The 16,959-nt window shown below is 73.3% G+C and carries 12 protein-coding genes; 10 read left to right on the forward strand and 2 right to left on the reverse strand.

The features are described 5' to 3' along the window. Positions 1–74: 74 nt before the first annotated feature. From ACZ6MA_RS01925 to ACZ6MA_RS01945, 5 genes are all read left to right on the forward strand, one after another. A complete protein-coding gene (locus tag ACZ6MA_RS01925; RefSeq protein WP_469430274.1) occupies positions 75–1,070 on the forward strand; it encodes a carbohydrate ABC transporter permease in 996 nt (331 codons plus the stop codon). Next, entirely contained in the window at positions 1,067–1,939 is an 873-nt protein-coding gene (locus tag ACZ6MA_RS01930) for a sugar ABC transporter permease (RefSeq protein ID WP_469430276.1), read from the forward strand. Before ACZ6MA_RS01925 ends, ACZ6MA_RS01930 begins: the two co-directional genes overlap by 4 nt. Positions 1,940–2,098: 159 nt before the next feature. Then, entirely contained in the window at positions 2,099–3,733 is a 1,635-nt protein-coding gene (locus ACZ6MA_RS01935) for a glycoside hydrolase family 13 protein (protein WP_469430277.1), read from the forward strand. A 25-nt stretch (positions 3,734–3,758) separates the two neighbouring features. After that, positions 3,759–4,805: a LacI family DNA-binding transcriptional regulator gene (locus tag ACZ6MA_RS01940; RefSeq protein ID WP_469430279.1), complete on the forward strand. Its 1,047-nt coding sequence runs from the start codon at positions 3,759–3,761 to the stop codon at positions 4,803–4,805. Positions 4,806–4,868: 63 nt separating this feature from the next. Further along, entirely contained in the window at positions 4,869–5,717 is an 849-nt protein-coding gene (locus ACZ6MA_RS01945) for a phosphatase PAP2 family protein (protein ID WP_469430281.1), read from the forward strand. Between the two features lie 208 nt (positions 5,718–5,925). Here ACZ6MA_RS01945 and ACZ6MA_RS01950 read toward each other — a convergent pair whose 3' ends face one another. Both ACZ6MA_RS01950 and glnA read right to left on the reverse strand, forming a co-directional pair. Beyond that, positions 5,926–9,027, reverse strand: coding sequence for a bifunctional [glutamine synthetase] adenylyltransferase/[glutamine synthetase]-adenylyl-L-tyrosine phosphorylase (locus ACZ6MA_RS01950; protein WP_469430282.1), 3,102 nt, complete (start codon positions 9,025–9,027; stop codon positions 5,926–5,928). 49 nt (positions 9,028–9,076) lie between these two features. Further along, positions 9,077–10,438, reverse strand: a complete 1,362-nt coding sequence (glnA, locus tag ACZ6MA_RS01955; protein WP_130877445.1) for a type I glutamate--ammonia ligase — start codon at positions 10,436–10,438, stop codon at positions 9,077–9,079. A 549-nt stretch (positions 10,439–10,987) separates the two neighbouring features. On the opposite strand from glnA, the gene ACZ6MA_RS01960 reads away from it, so the two are divergent. From ACZ6MA_RS01960 to ACZ6MA_RS01980, 5 genes are read left to right on the forward strand one after another with little or no spacing between them, the layout of a single operon-like run. Further along, the gene (locus ACZ6MA_RS01960) at positions 10,988–12,223 is read left to right on the forward strand and encodes a cytochrome P450 (protein ID WP_469430284.1); all 1,236 of its coding nucleotides are present in this window, start codon (positions 10,988–10,990) and stop codon (positions 12,221–12,223) included. Between the two features lie 17 nt (positions 12,224–12,240). Then, positions 12,241–13,488, forward strand: coding sequence for an aminotransferase class I/II-fold pyridoxal phosphate-dependent enzyme (locus ACZ6MA_RS01965; RefSeq protein WP_469430285.1), 1,248 nt, complete (start codon positions 12,241–12,243; stop codon positions 13,486–13,488). Further along, a complete protein-coding gene (locus ACZ6MA_RS01970) occupies positions 13,485–14,663 on the forward strand; it encodes a GNAT family N-acetyltransferase (RefSeq protein WP_469430286.1) in 1,179 nt (392 codons plus the stop codon). The genes ACZ6MA_RS01965 and ACZ6MA_RS01970 overlap by 4 nt, the downstream gene beginning before the upstream one ends. Next, positions 14,660–15,565, forward strand: a complete 906-nt coding sequence (locus tag ACZ6MA_RS01975) for an NAD-dependent epimerase/dehydratase family protein (protein ID WP_469430287.1) — start codon at positions 14,660–14,662, stop codon at positions 15,563–15,565. The genes ACZ6MA_RS01970 and ACZ6MA_RS01975 overlap by 4 nt, the downstream gene beginning before the upstream one ends. Beyond that, positions 15,562–16,767: a phthiocerol/phthiodiolone dimycocerosyl transferase family protein gene (locus ACZ6MA_RS01980; protein ID WP_469430289.1), complete on the forward strand. Its 1,206-nt coding sequence runs from the start codon at positions 15,562–15,564 to the stop codon at positions 16,765–16,767. Before ACZ6MA_RS01975 ends, ACZ6MA_RS01980 begins: the two co-directional genes overlap by 4 nt. Positions 16,768–16,959: the final 192 nt, after the last annotated feature.

Consider the following 16,959-nt stretch of genomic DNA (forward strand, 5'->3'; position numbering starts at 1 on the left):
GCACTGCGGTCCGGCCGGGGACGCCCCGCCCCTTCCCCAGCCCCGTCTTCTCCCCCGAGGAAAGCCGCCGAGCCATGACCACAGCCGTTTCCGAGACCGGAAGCCCGCCCGCGGGGCGGGTGCCCCGCCGCCCCGGCCCGCTCGCCCGGGCCAGGCGCTCGTTCGACACCCACTGGTACGCCTGGGCGATGGTGCTGCCGGTGGTCCTGGTCCTGGCCGTGCTGGTCGGCTATCCGCTGGGCCGGGGCATCTATCTGTCGTTCACCGATGCCAACGAGGCCAACATCGGCCGGACGATCGGTGTCAACCACATCCCCTCGACGTACAAGTTCGTCGGCCTGGACAACTACTGGAAGGTGCTCTCCGGCCAGGAGGGCCACTTCTACTCCCGGCTCACCTGGACCGTCGTATGGACCGCGTCCTGCGTGTTCCTGCACTACGTGCTCGGTCTGGGCCTGGCGCTGCTGCTCAACCGCGAGATGCGCTTCCGCTCGCTGTACCGGGTGCTGCTGATCCTGCCGTGGGCGGTGCCCGCGTTCGTCGCCACCTTCTCCTGGCGGCTGATCTTCAACGAGAAGTACGGCGTCCTGAACGCCTTTCTCGCCGAGCTGGGGGCCGGGCCGGTCGACTGGCTCGGTGACGAGACGCTCCAGAAGCTGTCGGCCGTCGCGGTCAACGTGTGGCTGGGCGTGCCGTTCATGATGGTGGCGATCCTGGGCGGCCTGCAGTCGATACCCGCCGAGCTGCACGAGGCCGCGGAGATGGACGGCGCGACGCCCTGGCAGCGGTTCCGTCATGTGACGCTGCCCGGACTGCGGCCGGTGAGCGGCACGGTGATCCTGCTCGGCGTCATCTGGACGTTCAACATGTTCCAGGTGATCTACCTGCTGATCGGGCAGGGCGCGAGTTCGGAGAGCGAGATCCTCGTGACCTACTCCTACCGGCTCGCCTTCCAGGGCGTGCGCGACTACGCGGGCTCGGCGACGTACGGAATCCTCATCCTGTCGCTGCTGCTGGTCTTCGCCGTCTTCTACCGCCGGATGCTTTCCCGACAGGAGTCCGTGCGATGAGTGCGCTGCGTTCCCCCGCCACCGGTCCCGTGCAGTCCCGCCCGCGCGGTGAGCGCTCGCGCGGGGTCTCCGCCGCCCTGCACACGGCGCTGATCGCCGCGTCCCTGGTCTCGGTCTTCCCCGTCCTGTTCGTCGTCTTCGTCTCCCTGCGCGGGCGCGACGGCTGGCAGGAGCCGACGAAGTTCGTCGGCTTCCAGCTCTCCAACTACACGCACATCCTGAACAACACCGCGTTCCTGACCTGGTTCGGCAACTCCGTGATCATCGCGCTCGGCGCGACCGTGCTCGGTGTGCTCGTCGCCGCGACCGCGGGCTACGCCGTCTCCCGAATGCGCTTCCCCGGTCACCGGCCGCTGATGTGGACCTTCCTGGTCGTCCAGATGTTCCCCATGGCCGTGCTGATCGTGCCGCTCTACAACATCCTCGGCCGGCTGGAACTGCTCGACTCCTACACCGGCTTGATCCTGACCTACTGCTCGATCTCCGTGCCGTTCTGCGCGTGGATGCTCAAGGGTTACTTCGACACCATCCCGGCCGAGATCGACGAGGCGGGCCGGGTCGACGGGCTGAGCCCGTTCGGCACATTCTGGCGGCTGATCCTGCCGCTCGCCCGGCCCGGGCTGGCCGTCACCGGCTTCTACTCCTTCATCACCGCCTGGGGCGAAGTGGCCTTCGCGACCCAGTTCATGAGCAGTGAGAAGCACTACACGCTCGCGGTGGGCCTGCAGACCTTCGTCGGCCAGCAGAAGGCCGAGTGGGGTCTGATGACGGCCGCCGCGGTGCTCATCACCGTGCCCGCCGGTCTCGTCTTCTTCCTCGCGCAGAAGCACCTGGTCGCCGGACTGACCGCGGGCGGCACCAAGGGCTGATTCCATCCGTCACCGGTCGCGTGACCGCGCGTTGAGCAGTTCGTACCACTTTCGCTCGTACCCCTGCTCGCGTACGTCCGCACGGCTCCACGCACAGCCCTTACGCAACGCCTTACGCATCGCAGCCCCCTTGGTTGGGCCCACCCGATAGGGAAGTACATGACCCAGGACCTCGCGCCCTCCGTCCGCGACGCCGCCGCCCCCGCCGCCCGCCGGCCGGAAGGATGGTGGCGCAGCGCCGTCATCTACCAGGTGTACGTGCGCTCGTTCGCCGACAGCGACGGCGACGGCATCGGTGATCTGCGCGGGATCCGCGAGCGCCTGCCGCACCTGGCCTCGCTGGGCGTGGACGCCGTGTGGCTGACGCCGTTCTACGCCTCGCCGCAGGCGGACGGCGGTTACGACGTCGCGGACTACCGGGCGGTGGACCCGCTGTTCGGCGATCTCTCGGACGCCGACGACCTGGTCCGCGAGGCGCACCGGCTGGGGCTGCGCGTCATCGTGGACATCGTTCCCAACCACACGTCCGACCGGCACGTGTGGTTCCAGGCGGCGCTCGCGGACCGATCCGGGGGGACGGCCCGCGAGCGCTATCACTTCCGGCCGGGGAAGGGCGCGGCCGGTGAGCTGCCGCCCAACGACTGGGAGTCGGTCTTCGGCGGCCCGGCGTGGACCAGGACGGTGGGCCCCGACGGCACCCCGGGCGAGTGGTACCTGCATCTCTTCGCGCCCGAGCAGCCGGATCTCAACTGGGACAACCCGGAGGTCCGCGAGGAGTTCGACTCGGTCCTGCGGTTCTGGCTGGACCTGGGCGTCGACGGTTTCCGCATCGACGTGGCGCACGGCATGGTCAAGGCGCCGGGGCTGCCCGACATCGGGCGGAAGGAGCAGGCCAAGCTGATCGGCGCGCAGGTGCTGCCGTTCTTCGACCAGGACGGGGTGCACGAGATCCACCGCTCCTGGCGGCGGCTGCTGGACTCCTACGAGGGTGAGCGGATCGGGGTGGCGGAGGCCTGGGCACCCACCTCGGAGCGGCTCGCGCTGTACGTGCGCCCGGACGAACTGCACCAGGCGTTCAATTTCCAGTTCCTGACCTGCGCGTGGGGTGCCGCTGCGATGCGGACCGTCATCGACGAGTCGCTGGCGGCGACCTGTTCCGTCGGGGCGCCGACGACCTGGGTGCTGTCCAACCACGACGTGGTGCGGCACACCACCCGCTACGGCGGGGGCGAGCGGGGTCTGCGGCGGGCCCGGGCGGCGGCGCTGCTGATGCTGGCGCTGCCCGGTTCCGCGTACGTCTACCAGGGCGAGGAGCTGGGGCTGCCGGAGGTCGTGGAGCTGCCGGACGAGGTGCGCCAGGACCCGGCGTTCTTCCGCGGGGACGGGCAGGACGGCACCCGCGACGGCTGCCGGGTGCCGCTGCCGTGGTCGGGCGAGGAGGCGCCGTACGGTTTCGGGCCGGGCGGCAGCTGGCTGCCGCAGCCCGCCGAGTGGCGGGGGCTGTCGGCCGAGGCGCAGTCGGGTGATCCGCGCTCGACGCTGGAGCTCTACCGCTCGGCGCTGGCGCTCCGCCGTGAGCTGCCGGGGCTGGGTGACGGGGAGATGACGTGGCTGGAGGCGCCCGAGGGCGTGCTGGCGTTCTCCCGCCCCGGTTTCGTGTGCACGCTCAACACCGGGGAGGGCGAGGCCGAACTGCCCGTGCCGGGCCGCCCGGTGCTCGCCACCGCCGCCCTGGAGTTCACCGGCGGCACGGTGCGGGTCCCCTCCGACTCGTGCGTCTGGTGGGCAGTCTGAGATGCGACGGGTAAGGTCCAGTCCTGTGACCGCCCGGCTAGCCGATATCGCGACCCAGGCGGGTGTCAGCGAAGCAACCGTCAGCCGCGTCCTCAATGGAAAGCCTGGGGTCGCCGCTTCCACCCGCCAGTTGGTGCTGGCCGCGCTCGACGTGCTGGGCTACGAGCGGCCCGTGCGGCTGCGGCAGCGCAGCGAGGGGCTGGTCGGTCTGATCACCCCCGAGCTGGACAACCCGATATTTCCCGCGTTCGCCCAGGTCATCGGGCAGGCGCTGACCCGCCAGGGGTATACCCCCGTGCTGGCGACGCAGACCCCGGGCGGTTCCACGGAGGACGAGCTGACGGAGATGCTCGTCGACCGGGGGGTGGCGGGGATCATCTTCGTCTCCGGGCTGCACGCCGATACCTCCGCCGATATGCAGCGCTACGAGCGGCTGCGTGGCCAGGGCGTGCCGTTCGTCCTGATCAACGGCTTCTCCTCGAAGGTGCGGGCGCCGTTCGTCTCCCCCGACGACCGTGCGGCCGTGAAGCTCGCCGTCACCCATTTGGCGGCATTGGGGCACCGGCGTATCGGGCTCGCGCTGGGGCCCCTGCGCTATGTGCCGGTGCAGCGGAAGATCGAGGGGTTCCTGTCGAGCATGCGGGAGCTGCTCGGGGTGGCGGAGGCCGAGGCCGGGCGCCTGGTGGAGCACTCGCTGTTCTCGCTGGAGGGCGGCCAGGCGGCCGCCGCGGCCCTCATCGACCGCGGCTGCACGGCCGTGGTGTGCGCGAGCGACATGATGGCCCTGGGGGTGGTGCGGGCGGCGCGTCAGCACGGGCTGGAGGTGCCGCGCGACGTGTCGGTGGTCGGTTTCGACGATTCGCCGCTCATCGCCTTCACGGACCCGCCGCTGACCACGATCCGGCAGCCGGTCCGGTCGATGGGCCAGGCCGCCGTGCGGGCGCTGCTGGAGGAGATCGGCGGCACCCCGGCCCCGCACAGCGAGTTCGTCTTCCTGCCCGAATTGGTGGTTCGGGGTTCAACGGCTTCGGTGCCCGGACCCCGGCACGCGGCCGGAACGAATCGCACGTAAAGCCGCGAAGACCAGACTTGGGGATGATCTGCCTCCGATCGCTTTCTGGCAGACTGTTTCCCTATGGGTGAAGCGACGGTAAGGACTGCGGAAGGCCGGACGGCCACTCTGCCACCCACCGGGGAGCGCGCGGAGCGGCCACCTTCGGACCGCCGCCTCCTCGCGGGTCCGCGCTCACCGCGGCGGCCACGCCTGTGGTTCGAGGTCCTGCTGATCGCGGTGAGCTACTGGACGTATTCCCTCGTCCGCAACGCGGTCCCGGAACAGCGGGCGGCCGCCCTGCGCAACGCCGACTGGATCTGGCAGGCCGAGCAGTCCCTGCACATCGCGGTCGAGCAGACCGTCAACCACGCCGTGAATTCGGTGACGTGGCTGGTCGTGGGCATGAACTACTACTACGCCACGCTGCACTTCCTGTTGACGATCGGGGTGCTGGTGTGGCTGTACCGCTGGCATCCGGGGCGGTACGCGGCCGCCCGGCTGGCCCTGTTCGCCACCACGGGTGTGGCACTGCTCGGTTACTACCTGTATCCGCTCGCTCCCCCACGGCTGATGAACGGCGCCGACTTCATCGACACGGTCGTGGTGCACCACACCTGGGGTTCGATGGCCTCGGGCAACCTGGCGGACATGTCCAACCAGTACGCGGCGATGCCGTCGATGCACATCGGCTGGTCGACGTGGTGCGGCCTGACCATCGCCCTGCTGGCGCGGGCGGTGTGGGCACGGGTGCTGGGCGTGCTCTATCCCGTGGTGACGCTGGCGGTCATCGTGTCGACCGCCAATCACTTCTGGCTGGACGCGGTGGGCGGCCTGCTCTGCCTCGCCTTCGGCTTCGCCCTGTCCTACGCTTGGTACCGGGCGTTCCCACACCGGTTGGCCCGCCATGTGGCAGTGTCTACGCGGCGCTAGGGGCTGGCGGGTTTTCGGCTGCGGGCCGTCGTTGCCGCCTCTCGCCTGGCCGGCGGGCCTTCGACTGCCGGGCCGTCTTTGCCGCCTGCGGCGGCGGGCGCCCTGCGGGCGCGTCCTCAATCGCCGGACAGGCTGGTTTCGGCTGGGCTCAGCCACAGCCCGCGGAGGCGGAGGCGGACGCATATCGGCCAGGATCCGCCGGCCACGGCTACGCCCCGTAGAAGAGTTCCTCGACCACGGCCCTGGCGCGCCGCGTCGTGCGGCGGTAGTCGTCCAGCATCTCCCCGACGTGCCCCGGTTCGTAGCCGAGATAGCGGCCCACGGCGCCCAGTTCGCGGGGGTCGCCGGGGAAGGTGTCGCCGGGGCGGCCCCGCACCAGCATCACGGCGTTGCGGACGCTGGTGGCCAGCACCCACGCCTCGTCCAGGACGCGGGCGTCCTCCGCGCTCAGCAGGCCCGCCGCGCAGGCCGCCGCGAGCGCCTCGCGGGTGCGGGTCGTCCGCAGCCCCGGCTCCGCCCAGCCGTGCCGCATCTGCAGCAGCTGTACCGTCCACTCCACGTCCGACAGCCCGCCCCGGCCCAGCTTCGTGTGCGTCGTCGGGTCGGCGCCGCGCGGCAGCCGCTCGGTCTCCATCCGCGCCTTGAGCCGGCGGATCTCCCGCACGGCGTCCTCCCCCAGCCCCTCGGCGGGGTAACGCAAGGGGGCGATCAGGTCGACGAACCGCGCCCCGAGGTCCGCGTCGCCCGCCACCGGCTCGGCGCGCAGCAGCGCCTGGCTCTCCCACACCCGTGACCAGCGGCGGTAGTAGGTGGCGTATGAGGCGAGGCTGCGCACCATGGGGCCGGCCTTGCCCTCGGGCCGCAGATCGGCGTCGACGAGGAGCGGCGGGTCGGCGGTCGGCAGTTGCAGCAGGCGCCGCATCTCGGTGGCGACGGCGTGGGCGGCCTTGGCGGCCTCCTCCTCGCCGACGCCGTCGCGGGGCTCGTGCACGAACAGCACGTCGGCGTCCGAGCCGTAGCCCTGTTCGCGGCCGCCGAAGCGGCCCATGCCGATGACGGCGAAGCGGGTGGGGAGGGTGTCCCCCCACTCGGCGCGGACGGCGGCCCGCAGCGCCCCGGCGAGGGTGGCGGCGTTGAGGTCGGAGACGGCCCTGCCGACGGTGTCGACGGCCGCGCGCGGACCGGCGCCCACCGCCTCGCCCGCCCGGTACGCCCGGAAACCGTGCTCCGCGGCGGCGTGCGCCCCGGAGTCGGGGCCGCCGCCCCCGTACGCGCCGATGATGTCGGCGGCGGCGGTGCGGAACAGCTCGCGGCGCCGGACGCCGCGCACGGCGACGATCGCCGCCTCCGCGTCCTCGGCGCGGCCCACGGCGGCCAGCACCTCCTGCTCCAGCGGCTCCCGGCCGCGTGGGCGCAGCCCCTCGGGGTCGCCGAGCAGGGCGACCGCCTCGGGGGCGCGCAGCAGCAGGTCGGGGGCGAGGCGGCCGGCGGACAGCACCCGGGCGAGGTTCTCCGCGGCCGCGCCCTCGTCGCGCAGCAGCCGCAGGTACCAGGGGGTCTTGCCGAGTGCGTCGGAGACCTTGTGGAAGTTGAGCAGTCCGGCGTCGGGGTCGGCGGAGTCGGCGAACCAGCCGAGGAGGACGGGCAGCAGATGGCGCTGGATGGCGGCCTTGCGGCTGACGCCGGAGGCCAGGGCCTCCAGGTGGCGCAGCGCGGCGGCCGGGTCGGCGTAGCCGAGGGCCTCCAGGCGGTGCCCGGCCTCCTTGGGGCTGAGCCGGATCTCGCCGGGTTCCAGCTGGGCGACGGCGTCCAGCAGGGGCCGGTAGAAGAGCTTTTCGTGCAGCCGTCGCACCTCGCGGGCGTGCCGCTTCCACTCCTTGCCCAGTTCGTCGGCGGGTTCCTTGCCGCCCGGCCAGTGGAACGTGCGGGCCAGGGAGCGGCCGAGGCGGCGCAGATCGGCCTCCTCCTCGGGGACGAGGTGGGTGCGGCGCAGCCGGTAGAGCTGGATGCGGTGTTCCATGGTGCGCAGGAAGCGGTAGGCGGCGTCGAGCGCGGCGGCGTCCGCCCGGCCCACGTAGCCGCCGGCCGCGAGTGCGGCCAGCGCGCCGAGGGTGCTGCCGCCGCGCAGGGTCGCGTCGCTGCGGCCGTGCACCAACTGCAGGAGCTGCACGGCGAATTCGACGTCGCGCAGTCCACCGGGGCCGAGTTTCAGCTCCCGGTCGACCTGGGTGGCGGGAATGCTCGCGACGACGCGGCGGCGCATCTGCTGTACGTCGGCGACGAAGTTCTCCCGCTCGGCGGCCTGCCACACCAGGGGGGCCACGGCGTCCACGTACTCCTGGCCCAGCTGGAGGTCGCCGGCCACCGGGCGGGCCTTGAGCAGGGCCTGGAACTCCCAGGTCTTGGCCCAGCGTTGGTAGTAGGCGAGATGGCTGGAGAGGGTCCGCACGAGGGGGCCGTTGCGTCCCTCGGGGCGCAGGTTGGCGTCGACGGGCCAGATGGTGCCCTCGGGGGTGGCGTCGGAGCAGACCCGCATCATCCGGGAGGCGAGCCGGGTCGCGGCCTGTACCGCGGCGCCCTCGGCGGTGCCGCCGCGGGCCTCGGCCACGAAGATGACGTCCACGTCGGAGACGTAGTTCAGCTCCTGGCCGCCGCACTTGCCCATGCCGATGACGGCGAGCCGGCAGGCGGCGGCGTCGGCCGGCTGCTCCCGCGCGGCGATGTCGAGGGCGGCGCGCAGCGTGGCGGTGGCCAGGTCGGCGAGTTCGGCCGCGGTCCGGGCGACGTCGGTGGTGCCGCAGACGTCACGGGCGGCGATGGTGAGCAGGGCGCGGCGGTAGGCGGCGCGCAGCGCGTCGGCGGGCGCGAGGGAGGCGCCGCGCTCGCCGCGCACCCCCTCGGCGAGGGCCTTCTCGAACTCCGGTGTCGTGGGGTGCAGATCGGCCGACTCGTAGGTGGCGAGCGCGTGCCAGTCGTCGGGGTGCCGCACGAGGTGGTCGCCGAGCGCCTCGGACGCCCCGAGCACCCCCAGCAGCCGGTCGCGCAGCGGTTTGGCGGCGACGAGGGTGTCGAGGAACGCCTGCCGCGTCTCCGGCCCCCGGGCCTGGAGCGCCTCCGTGAACCGGACGAGGCCGTGCAGCGCGAGGTCGGGGTCGGCGGTGGCGCCGAGCGCGTCCAGGAGCGCGGTGTCGTCCCGGACGGCCGCCAGCTCGGGGGCGCCGAGCAGCCGCTCGGCGGCGGCCGCGTCGGTGAAGCCGTACTTCAGCAGCCGGGTGTACGCGCTGCTGCGACGCCCTTGCGGCACCGTCATCGACAACCCTCTTCTCCGCCCGCCCCCGCCGAACCCCGCACCTTTTCGCCTACAGCACCGGCAGCATCTTGCGCAGCTCGAAGGCGGTGACCTCGGAGCGGTACTCCTCCCACTCCTGCTTCTTGTTGCGCAGGAAGAAGTCGAAGACGTGCTCGCCGAGGGTCTCGGCCACCAGCTCGCTGCGCTCCATGAGTTCGATGGCCTCGCCGAGGTTCTGCGGCAGCGGCTCGATGCCCATGGCCCGGCGCTCGGCGTCGGACAGGGCCCAGACGTCGTCGTCGGCGCCGGCGGGGAGTTCGTACCCCTCCTCGACGCCCTTGAGGCCGGCGGCCAGCAGGACGGCGTAGGTCAGGTACGGGTTGGCGCCCGAGTCGATGGAGCGGACCTCGACGCGGGCCGAGCCGGTCTTGCCCGGCTTGTACATCGGGACGCGGATCAGCGCGGAGCGGTTGTTGTGGCCCCAGCAGATGTACGAGGGGGCCTCGCCGCCGGAGCCCGCGGTGCGGCTGGAGCCGCCCCAGATGCGCTTGTAGGAGTTCACCCACTGGTTGGTGACGGCCGAGATCTCGGCGGCGTGCCGGAGCAGTCCGGCGATGAAGGACCGGCCGACCTTGGAGAGCTGGTACTCCGAGCCGGACTCGTAGAACGCGTTGCGGTCGCCCTCGAAGAGGGACAGGTGGGTGTGCATGCCGGAGCCGGGGTACTCGGAGAACGGCTTGGGCATGAACGTGGCCTGTACGCCTTGCTCCAGCGCGACCTGCTTCATCACCAGGCGGAACGTCATGATGTTGTCGGCGGTGGAGAGCGCGTCGGCGTACCGCAGGTCGATCTCCTGCTGGCCGGGGGCGCCCTCGTGGTGGCTGAACTCCACCGAGATGCCCATCGATTCGAGCATGGTGATGGCCTGGCGGCGGAAGTCCATGCCCACGTTCTGCGGGGTGTGGTCGAAGTAGCCGGAGGAGTCGGCGGGCACCGGGCGGGTGCCGTCGACCGGCTTGTCCTTGAGCAGGAAGAACTCGATCTCGGGGTGGGTGTAGAAGGTGAAGCCGAGGTCGGAGGTCTTGGCGAGGATGCGCTTGAGGACGTAGCGCGGGTCGGCGTAGGAGGGCGAGCCGTCCGGCATGAGGATGTCGCAGAACATCCGGGCGGTGCCCGGGGCCTCGGCGCGCCAGGGCAGGATCTGGAAGGTGCCCGGATCCGGCTTGGCGATCATGTCTGATTCGTACACCCGGGCGAAGCCCTCGATGGCCGAACCGTCGAAGCCGATGCCCTCGTCGAAGGCCTGCTCCAGCTCGGCGGGCGCCACGGCCACCGACTTCAGATAACCGAGCACATCGGTGAACCACAGCCGCACGAAGCGGATGTCGCGCTCTTCGAGGGTGCGGAGCACGAACTCCTGCTGCTTATCCATTTCCACCAATCCTCGCCGGTTCGGCCCCCTGCTCCCGGGCCGCGGAGCACGGGGGCTCATGAGCATCCCACCACACGGTTTCGGCCGTGTTGCGTACAAGCGTCTGAACGTCCCGCATCACGTGGGTGTACCGCTCCCTCCCCATACTGCCCGCCCGCCCGCGCGCCGGGTACTCGTGGAGCCCTCCGGTCGCGGGCGACGTGTCTCCATTGTGGGACACGCCCTGATCTTGGTCGACCCGCGGACACGTGCCCCTACGTTGCGTCACCGCCGGTCACCTTGGGCGACGGCCCGTGCGAAGGGGCCCGCGACCCTATAGAACCGGGCGGCGAAACGCGACACGAGCGCCACGGGCGGGTGAAACGGCCCGCTGGGCTGGCCGTGAACCGACCGGCCGGGGCAGGCTGCTGGCGCGATCCTCCGGTCGGGCGGCAGCCCGGCGAACCGGGGCATGCGGCGCGCCCTCGCGCGCCCACGGGCCATCGATGCCCGGGCCGTCGGTCCGCGAGGCCCGATCCCGTCCATTCCAGTAGCTGAGCAGGGACCTTGTTGAGTACGAGCACTTCGACCCGCCCGGACGCCCGCGCCGCGGCGGGTCTCGTACGGCGTTGGCGCAAGGCCGCGGGCCCGGGGCAACTCCCGGAGATCTACGACGGGTTGCGTGCCGCCGGCCCCCTCGTGCCCACCCCGTGGCGGGCCCTCCTCGTCCCCGGTTACGACGACTGCCGCCAGGTGCTGGCCGACCGCGTCTGGCGCACGCTCGACGCGCGCTGGCGCGACGCGCACCAGCCCGGCTGGCGGGACAGCGCGAGCAGCGTGGCGCTGTGCCGCACGCCGCTGCAGCAGGACCCGCCCGAGCACACCGCGCGCCGCAGGCCGCTGGCGTCGGCCCTGGCCGCCCGGGCGGTGCGACAGGCGGCGACGGACCTGGTGGAGCCGCTGGTGACCGGGCGGCTGCGGGCGTTCGCGGCCGGGCTGCGGCGCGGCGGTGCGCACGATCTCGTCGCGGCCGTCTGCCGTCCGCTGCCCACGGCCGTGCTGGGCGGCATGGTGGGGCTGCCCCCGGACGTCGACCGGCGGTGGCTCGCCGACGCCGCCCTCGCGCTGATCCGCGTGGAGGAACTCGCCGCCCCGCCGAGCGTCGTCCGCCAGGCCGACGCGGCCGCCACCGCCCAGCTGGCCCTTTACGACCGTGTCCTGGCCGAGCGGCGGCGCCGGCCCGGGGAGGACCTGCTGTCCCGCTGGGCGGCCGACGATCCGGCGCGGGCGCCCCATCTGCTGCTGACGCTGTTCACGGCCGGGGTGCCGACCACCGCCGCCCTGCTGGCCGCCCTCGGGCTGGCGTTGGTGACGCACCCGGAGCTGGCCCGGCAGGTCCGCCGGTCGCCCGCATACGCCGACCGGGTCGTGGAGGAGACGCTGCGCTGGGACCCGCCGGGGCGGGTGGTGACCCGGGTCGCGGGCGCCGACACCGTGCTCGGCGGACGGCCGCTGCCCCGGGGGCAGGTCGTCCACGCGCTCGTCGGCGCCGCGCACCGCGACCCGGACCACTTCGCCGACCCGCACGCCTTCGACCCCGCGTGCCCCCGCCCGCGGCTGCTGGCCTTCGGCGCCGGACTGCACTACTGCCCCGGCGCCCAGCTGGCCCGGGCCCAGGCCACCGCCTTCGTCCGGGGCTTCGCCCGGGAGCTGGCGGGCGCGCGACTGGCCGCACCACCGGTCCGGCAACCCGGCCCGAGCATGACCGACATCACCCAGCTGTCCCTCACCCTGCCCGTCAGCTAACGGAGGCCCAAGGTCACATGCCAGGTATCACCAAGAGCGGGGACGTCTTCGCCAAGGGACTGTCGTCGTCGACGTTCGTCCGGGCCATGCGGGAGACCGGCGTGCGGCCCTTCTACCGGCCGATGCGCGCCGCCGACGGGGAGGCCACGGTCGAGGGCAGACCCGTGGTCATGGCGGGCTGCAACGACTACCTGGGGCTGGCCACCGACCCCCGGGTGACGGCGGAGGCGGCCAAGGCGCTGGAACACTACGGCGCCTCCTGCTCCGGCGCCCGCACCCTCAACGGCACCCTGCCGCTGCACGGCGAACTGGAGGCCCGGATCGCCGGTTTCCTCGGCACCGAGGCGGCCGCCGTGGTCACCACCGGCTTCCAGGCCAACCTCGCCGTCGCCGCCCTGTTCGGCGAGGACGACCTCGTCTTCAGCGACACCGCCAACCACGCCTCGCTGGTCGACGGCCTCCGGCTGGGCACCGCGCGCCGCGTCCGCTACCGGCACTGCGACACCGGCCACCTCGCGCGGCTGCTCGCCGACGCCGACCCCGCCGCCGCCAAGGCCGTCGTCACCGACGGCATGTTCTCCATGGACGGCGACCTGTGCCCGCTGCCCGACATCATCGCCCTGGCCCGCCGCCGGGGGGCCAGGGTCATCGTCGACGGCGCCCACGACATCGGACTGCTGGGGCCCAACGGGCGCGGCGTCGGCGAACACTTCGGACTCCAGGACGAAGTCGACCTGTACACCGGCACCTTCTCCAAGTGCTTCGGCTCCACCGGCGGCATCCTCGCGGGCCCCGCGCACGTCATCGAGTACCTCCGCTACAGCGCCCGCCCGATCCTCTTCTCCGCCTCGATGCCCCCGGCCGCCCTGGCCGCCGCCCTCACCTCGCTCGGCATCGTCGAGTCCGAGCCGTGGCGCCGGGAGCGGGTCCTCGGCCTCGCCGCCCGGCTGCGGAGCGGACTGCGCGAACTGGGCTACGACACCGGCCGGTCCGTCACCCCCGTGGTGCCCGTGCACATCGGTGACGCGGCCGACTGCGCCCGCGCCTGGCAGGGCCTGCTCGACGAGGGCGTCTACACCAACGCGGTCGGTGCCCCCGCCGTGCCGGAGGGGCGGTGCGTGATCCGGGTGGCGCTCCAGGCCACCCACACCGATGCCCATCTCGCCCGGATCCTCGACGCGTTCGCCGTCACCGGCCGCCGTCTCGGGCTGCTGCCCGGCGGCCCGCGCGAGGACCGCGAGCCGTCCGCGGCGGGTGCCCGATGAGCGCCGTCGCCGTCACCCCCGTACGCGGCCGGGCCGACACCACCGCCTTCATCCGCCTGCCCTACGCCGTCTACCGCGACGAGCCGCACTGGGTCGCCCCGCTGGAGCGCGAGCGGCGCGCCTTCCTCGATCCCCGCCGCAACCCCTTCTTCGAGACCGGCTCGGCACGGCTGTTCCTGGCCCGCCGGGACGGCCGGGTGGTGGGCCGGATCGCCGCCGTCGTCGACCCCCGCCACCGCGAGCGGCACGACGCGGACCGCGGCCACTTCGGCCTCTTCGAGTGCGCCGACGACCCCGGGGCCGCGGCGGCACTGTTCGCCGCGGCGGCCGACTGGCTCGGCGAGCGGGGCCTGACCAAGGTGCTGGGGCCGCTGAGCTTCTCCACCAACGACGAGTGCGGCATCCTCGTCGACGGCTTCGACGGCCCGCCCAGCGTGCGCATGCCGTACACCCCCGCGTACTACCCGCGGCTCCTCACCGGCTGCGGTCTGACCAAGGCCAAGGACCTGCTGTCGTGGCGGATGCCGATGTCCGGCGACGGCGAACCCCCGGCGGTCATCCGCCGGGTGGCCGAACGCGCCCTCCGCGCGCCCGGGGTGCGCGTGCGCCCGCTCGACCCGGACCGCTTCGACGCCGACATGGCCGCCGTGAAGGACCTCTACCGCGAGGCCTGGGCCGAGAACTACGCCTCCGTCCCCATGACCGACCGGGAATTCGCCCACACCGTCCGGCAGTTGCGGCCCGTCATCCGGCCCGAGCTGCTGCGCATCGCCGAGGTGGACGGGGAACCCGTCGGTTTCACCCTGTGGCTCCCCGACCTCAACCAGGCCCTGCGGGCCACCCGGGGCCGTCTCACCCGCTGGGGGCTGCCCATCGGCCTGTGGCGCGTCTCCCGGGCCGCCCGCCGGATCGACCGCAGCCGGGCGGTGACCACCGGCGTCAAGGCGGAGTACCGGTCCACCGGGCTCGCCGCCGCCCTGTACACCGAGGCCCTGCGGGCCGCGTTCCGCCTCGGCCACACCGAGGGCGAACTCTCCTGGATCCTGGAGGACAACCGCGACGCCAACCGCTACGCCGAGGCCGGCGGCGGCGTCCTCTTCCGCACCCACCGGCTGTACGAGGCGGAACTCGCCGCGCTCACCGGGCCCGCTGCCGGGCGGGGTGCGCGGCGGTGAGGTATCTGATCACCGGGGCCACCGGTTTCATCGGCCGGCATCTGGCCCGGCACCTCCTCGAGCGCGGCCACCACGTCACCGCCCTCGTCCGCCGCGACGCCCGCGTCTTCGGGTCGCTGACCGTCCGCGGGGACCTCGTCACCGGCGAGGGGCTGGCGACGGCCGTGCGGGACGTCGACCGCGTCATCCACCTCGCCGGGGTCACCAAGGCCGCCGACCCGCGCCTGTACACCCTGGTCAACACCGTCGGCACGCGGCGGCTGCTCGCCGCCGTCGCGGCACGGCCACAGCCGCCGCGGCTCGTCTACTGCTCGTCGCTGGCCGCCGCCGGCCCCGGGCGGCTGCGCCACGAGGACGATCCGCCCGCCCCGGTCTCCGCGTACGGCCGCAGCAAGCTCGGCGGCGAACTCGCCCTGCGCGAGGGCGCCGACCGGGCACCCGCCGTGGTCGTCCGCCCGCCGATCGTCTACGGGCCGGGCGACCGCGAGTTCCTGCCGCGCCTGGCCACCGCCGCACGGGCCGGGCTGCTGCCGGTCGTCGGCGGCCCCGGGCCGCGCCACTACTCCCTCCTGCACGTCGAGGACCTGTGCCGCGCGCTGCGCACGGCCGCCGAACAGGGTGTGCCCGGCGCGACCTACCACGTCAGCGACGGTGTCGAGCACCTGTGGGACGACATCGGCGCCACCGCCGCCGAGGTGCTCGGCAGACGCCCGCCGCGCGTCGTCCACATCCCCCTGCGGCTGGCGCTGACGGTGGCCCGCACCCTGGGCGGAGGGTCCGCACTGAACCCCGGGAAGATCGCGGAGGCCGCGCACCCCGCGTGGACGAGCGCCGTCGGCCGTCTGCCGCTGGGCCCGTGCGTACCGCTGGCCGAGGGACTGCGGACGGCGCTGGCCCCGTGACCGCCCCCGCCCGTGCGGAGAGCCCCGGCACGCGCCGGCGCCTGTCGCCCTGCGAACGGTTCCTGTGGGCCGCGGGCGAAGTGCTCCCCGTCAACGTCGCCATCACCGCGCGCGTCGACGGGCGGGCCGATCCCGAGCGGGTCCGCGCGGCCATCGCGGCCGCCCGTGGGCGCCACCCGCACCTCGGGGCGCGGATCACCACCGACGGGCCGTGGCGGGCCTGGCTGACCACCGACGACGTGCCCGACCCGGACCTGCGGGTCGTCGCGGCCACGGCGGCCGACACCTGGGTCCGGGTGGCCGAGGAGGAGATCCAGCGGCGCTTCGACACCGGCACCGGGCCGCTCGTGCGCTTCGTGCTGGTCGACGCGGGCGACTCCTTCGACCTCGTCTGCGTCTTCCACCATCTCGTCGGCGACGTCCGGGCCGGTTCCGTCGTGCTCCGTGACGTGCTGCGCGATGTGCTGCGCGGGCCGGCCGGGCCGGGTGCCGGGCGCGGGCCCGTGGTCGCCCCGCCCGCCGACGCCCTCCTGCCCGGCGGGCGCGCCCGCCTCGCCGACCTCCGCGGGGTCGCCCGGATGCTCCGCGGCACCCTGCGCCCGGCGCGGGCCGGCCGTGTCACCGTCGCCACCTGGTCCCTGGACGCGGACGGCACCGCCGCTCTGCTGGCCCGCTGCCGGGCCGAGGGCACCACCGTCCAGTCCGCCCTGTGCGCCGCCTTCGCCCGCGCCTTCCCGCACCCCGTGGGGATCGCGGTGGCCGCCGACCTCCGCCGGATCCTCGACCCCGGCCCCGGGGACGCCGTCGGTCTCTACGCCGCCACCTTCCTGATACCCGTCGACGGCACGGATCACCGTGGCTTCTGGGACCTCGCCCGGGACGTCCGCACCGACCTCCACCGCCGGCTGGCCCCCGCGCAACTGAGCCCCCTGGTCCGGGTGTTCCGGCTCTTCCCCTTCCTGACCCACCGGGCGATCGGGGCGCTCCTGCACCGGAGCGAGGCGCGGGGGTCCCGCTTCGACGTGGCGATCAGCAACACCCGCGTGGACCTCTCCCGCGACGACGGTCCACTGCGCGTATCGGCGCTGTACGCGGCCGCCCACACGAGTCTTTCGGGGGCTCCGGTCGTGGTGCTGGTGGGGATGGAGGGGCGGTTGTTCTTCAGCGTCACGTCGGCGGGGGGGCTGTGTGCGGCTTTGTGACTCGGTCATGAGGGATCTGACGGCGGCGGTGTCGGGGGGTCCGAAGCCTTAGTCCAGTGCGGTTCTTTGGCTGACGGCCGGTGGTGCCGCCTCTCGCCTGGCCGGCGGTTCCTCGACTGACGGCCGTTTTTGCCGCCTGCGGCGGCGAGCGCCTCTCGCCTGGCCGGCGGATCTTCGGCTACCGGCCGGTGG

Source organism: Streptomyces sp. NPDC042259 (genome assembly GCF_055582085.1).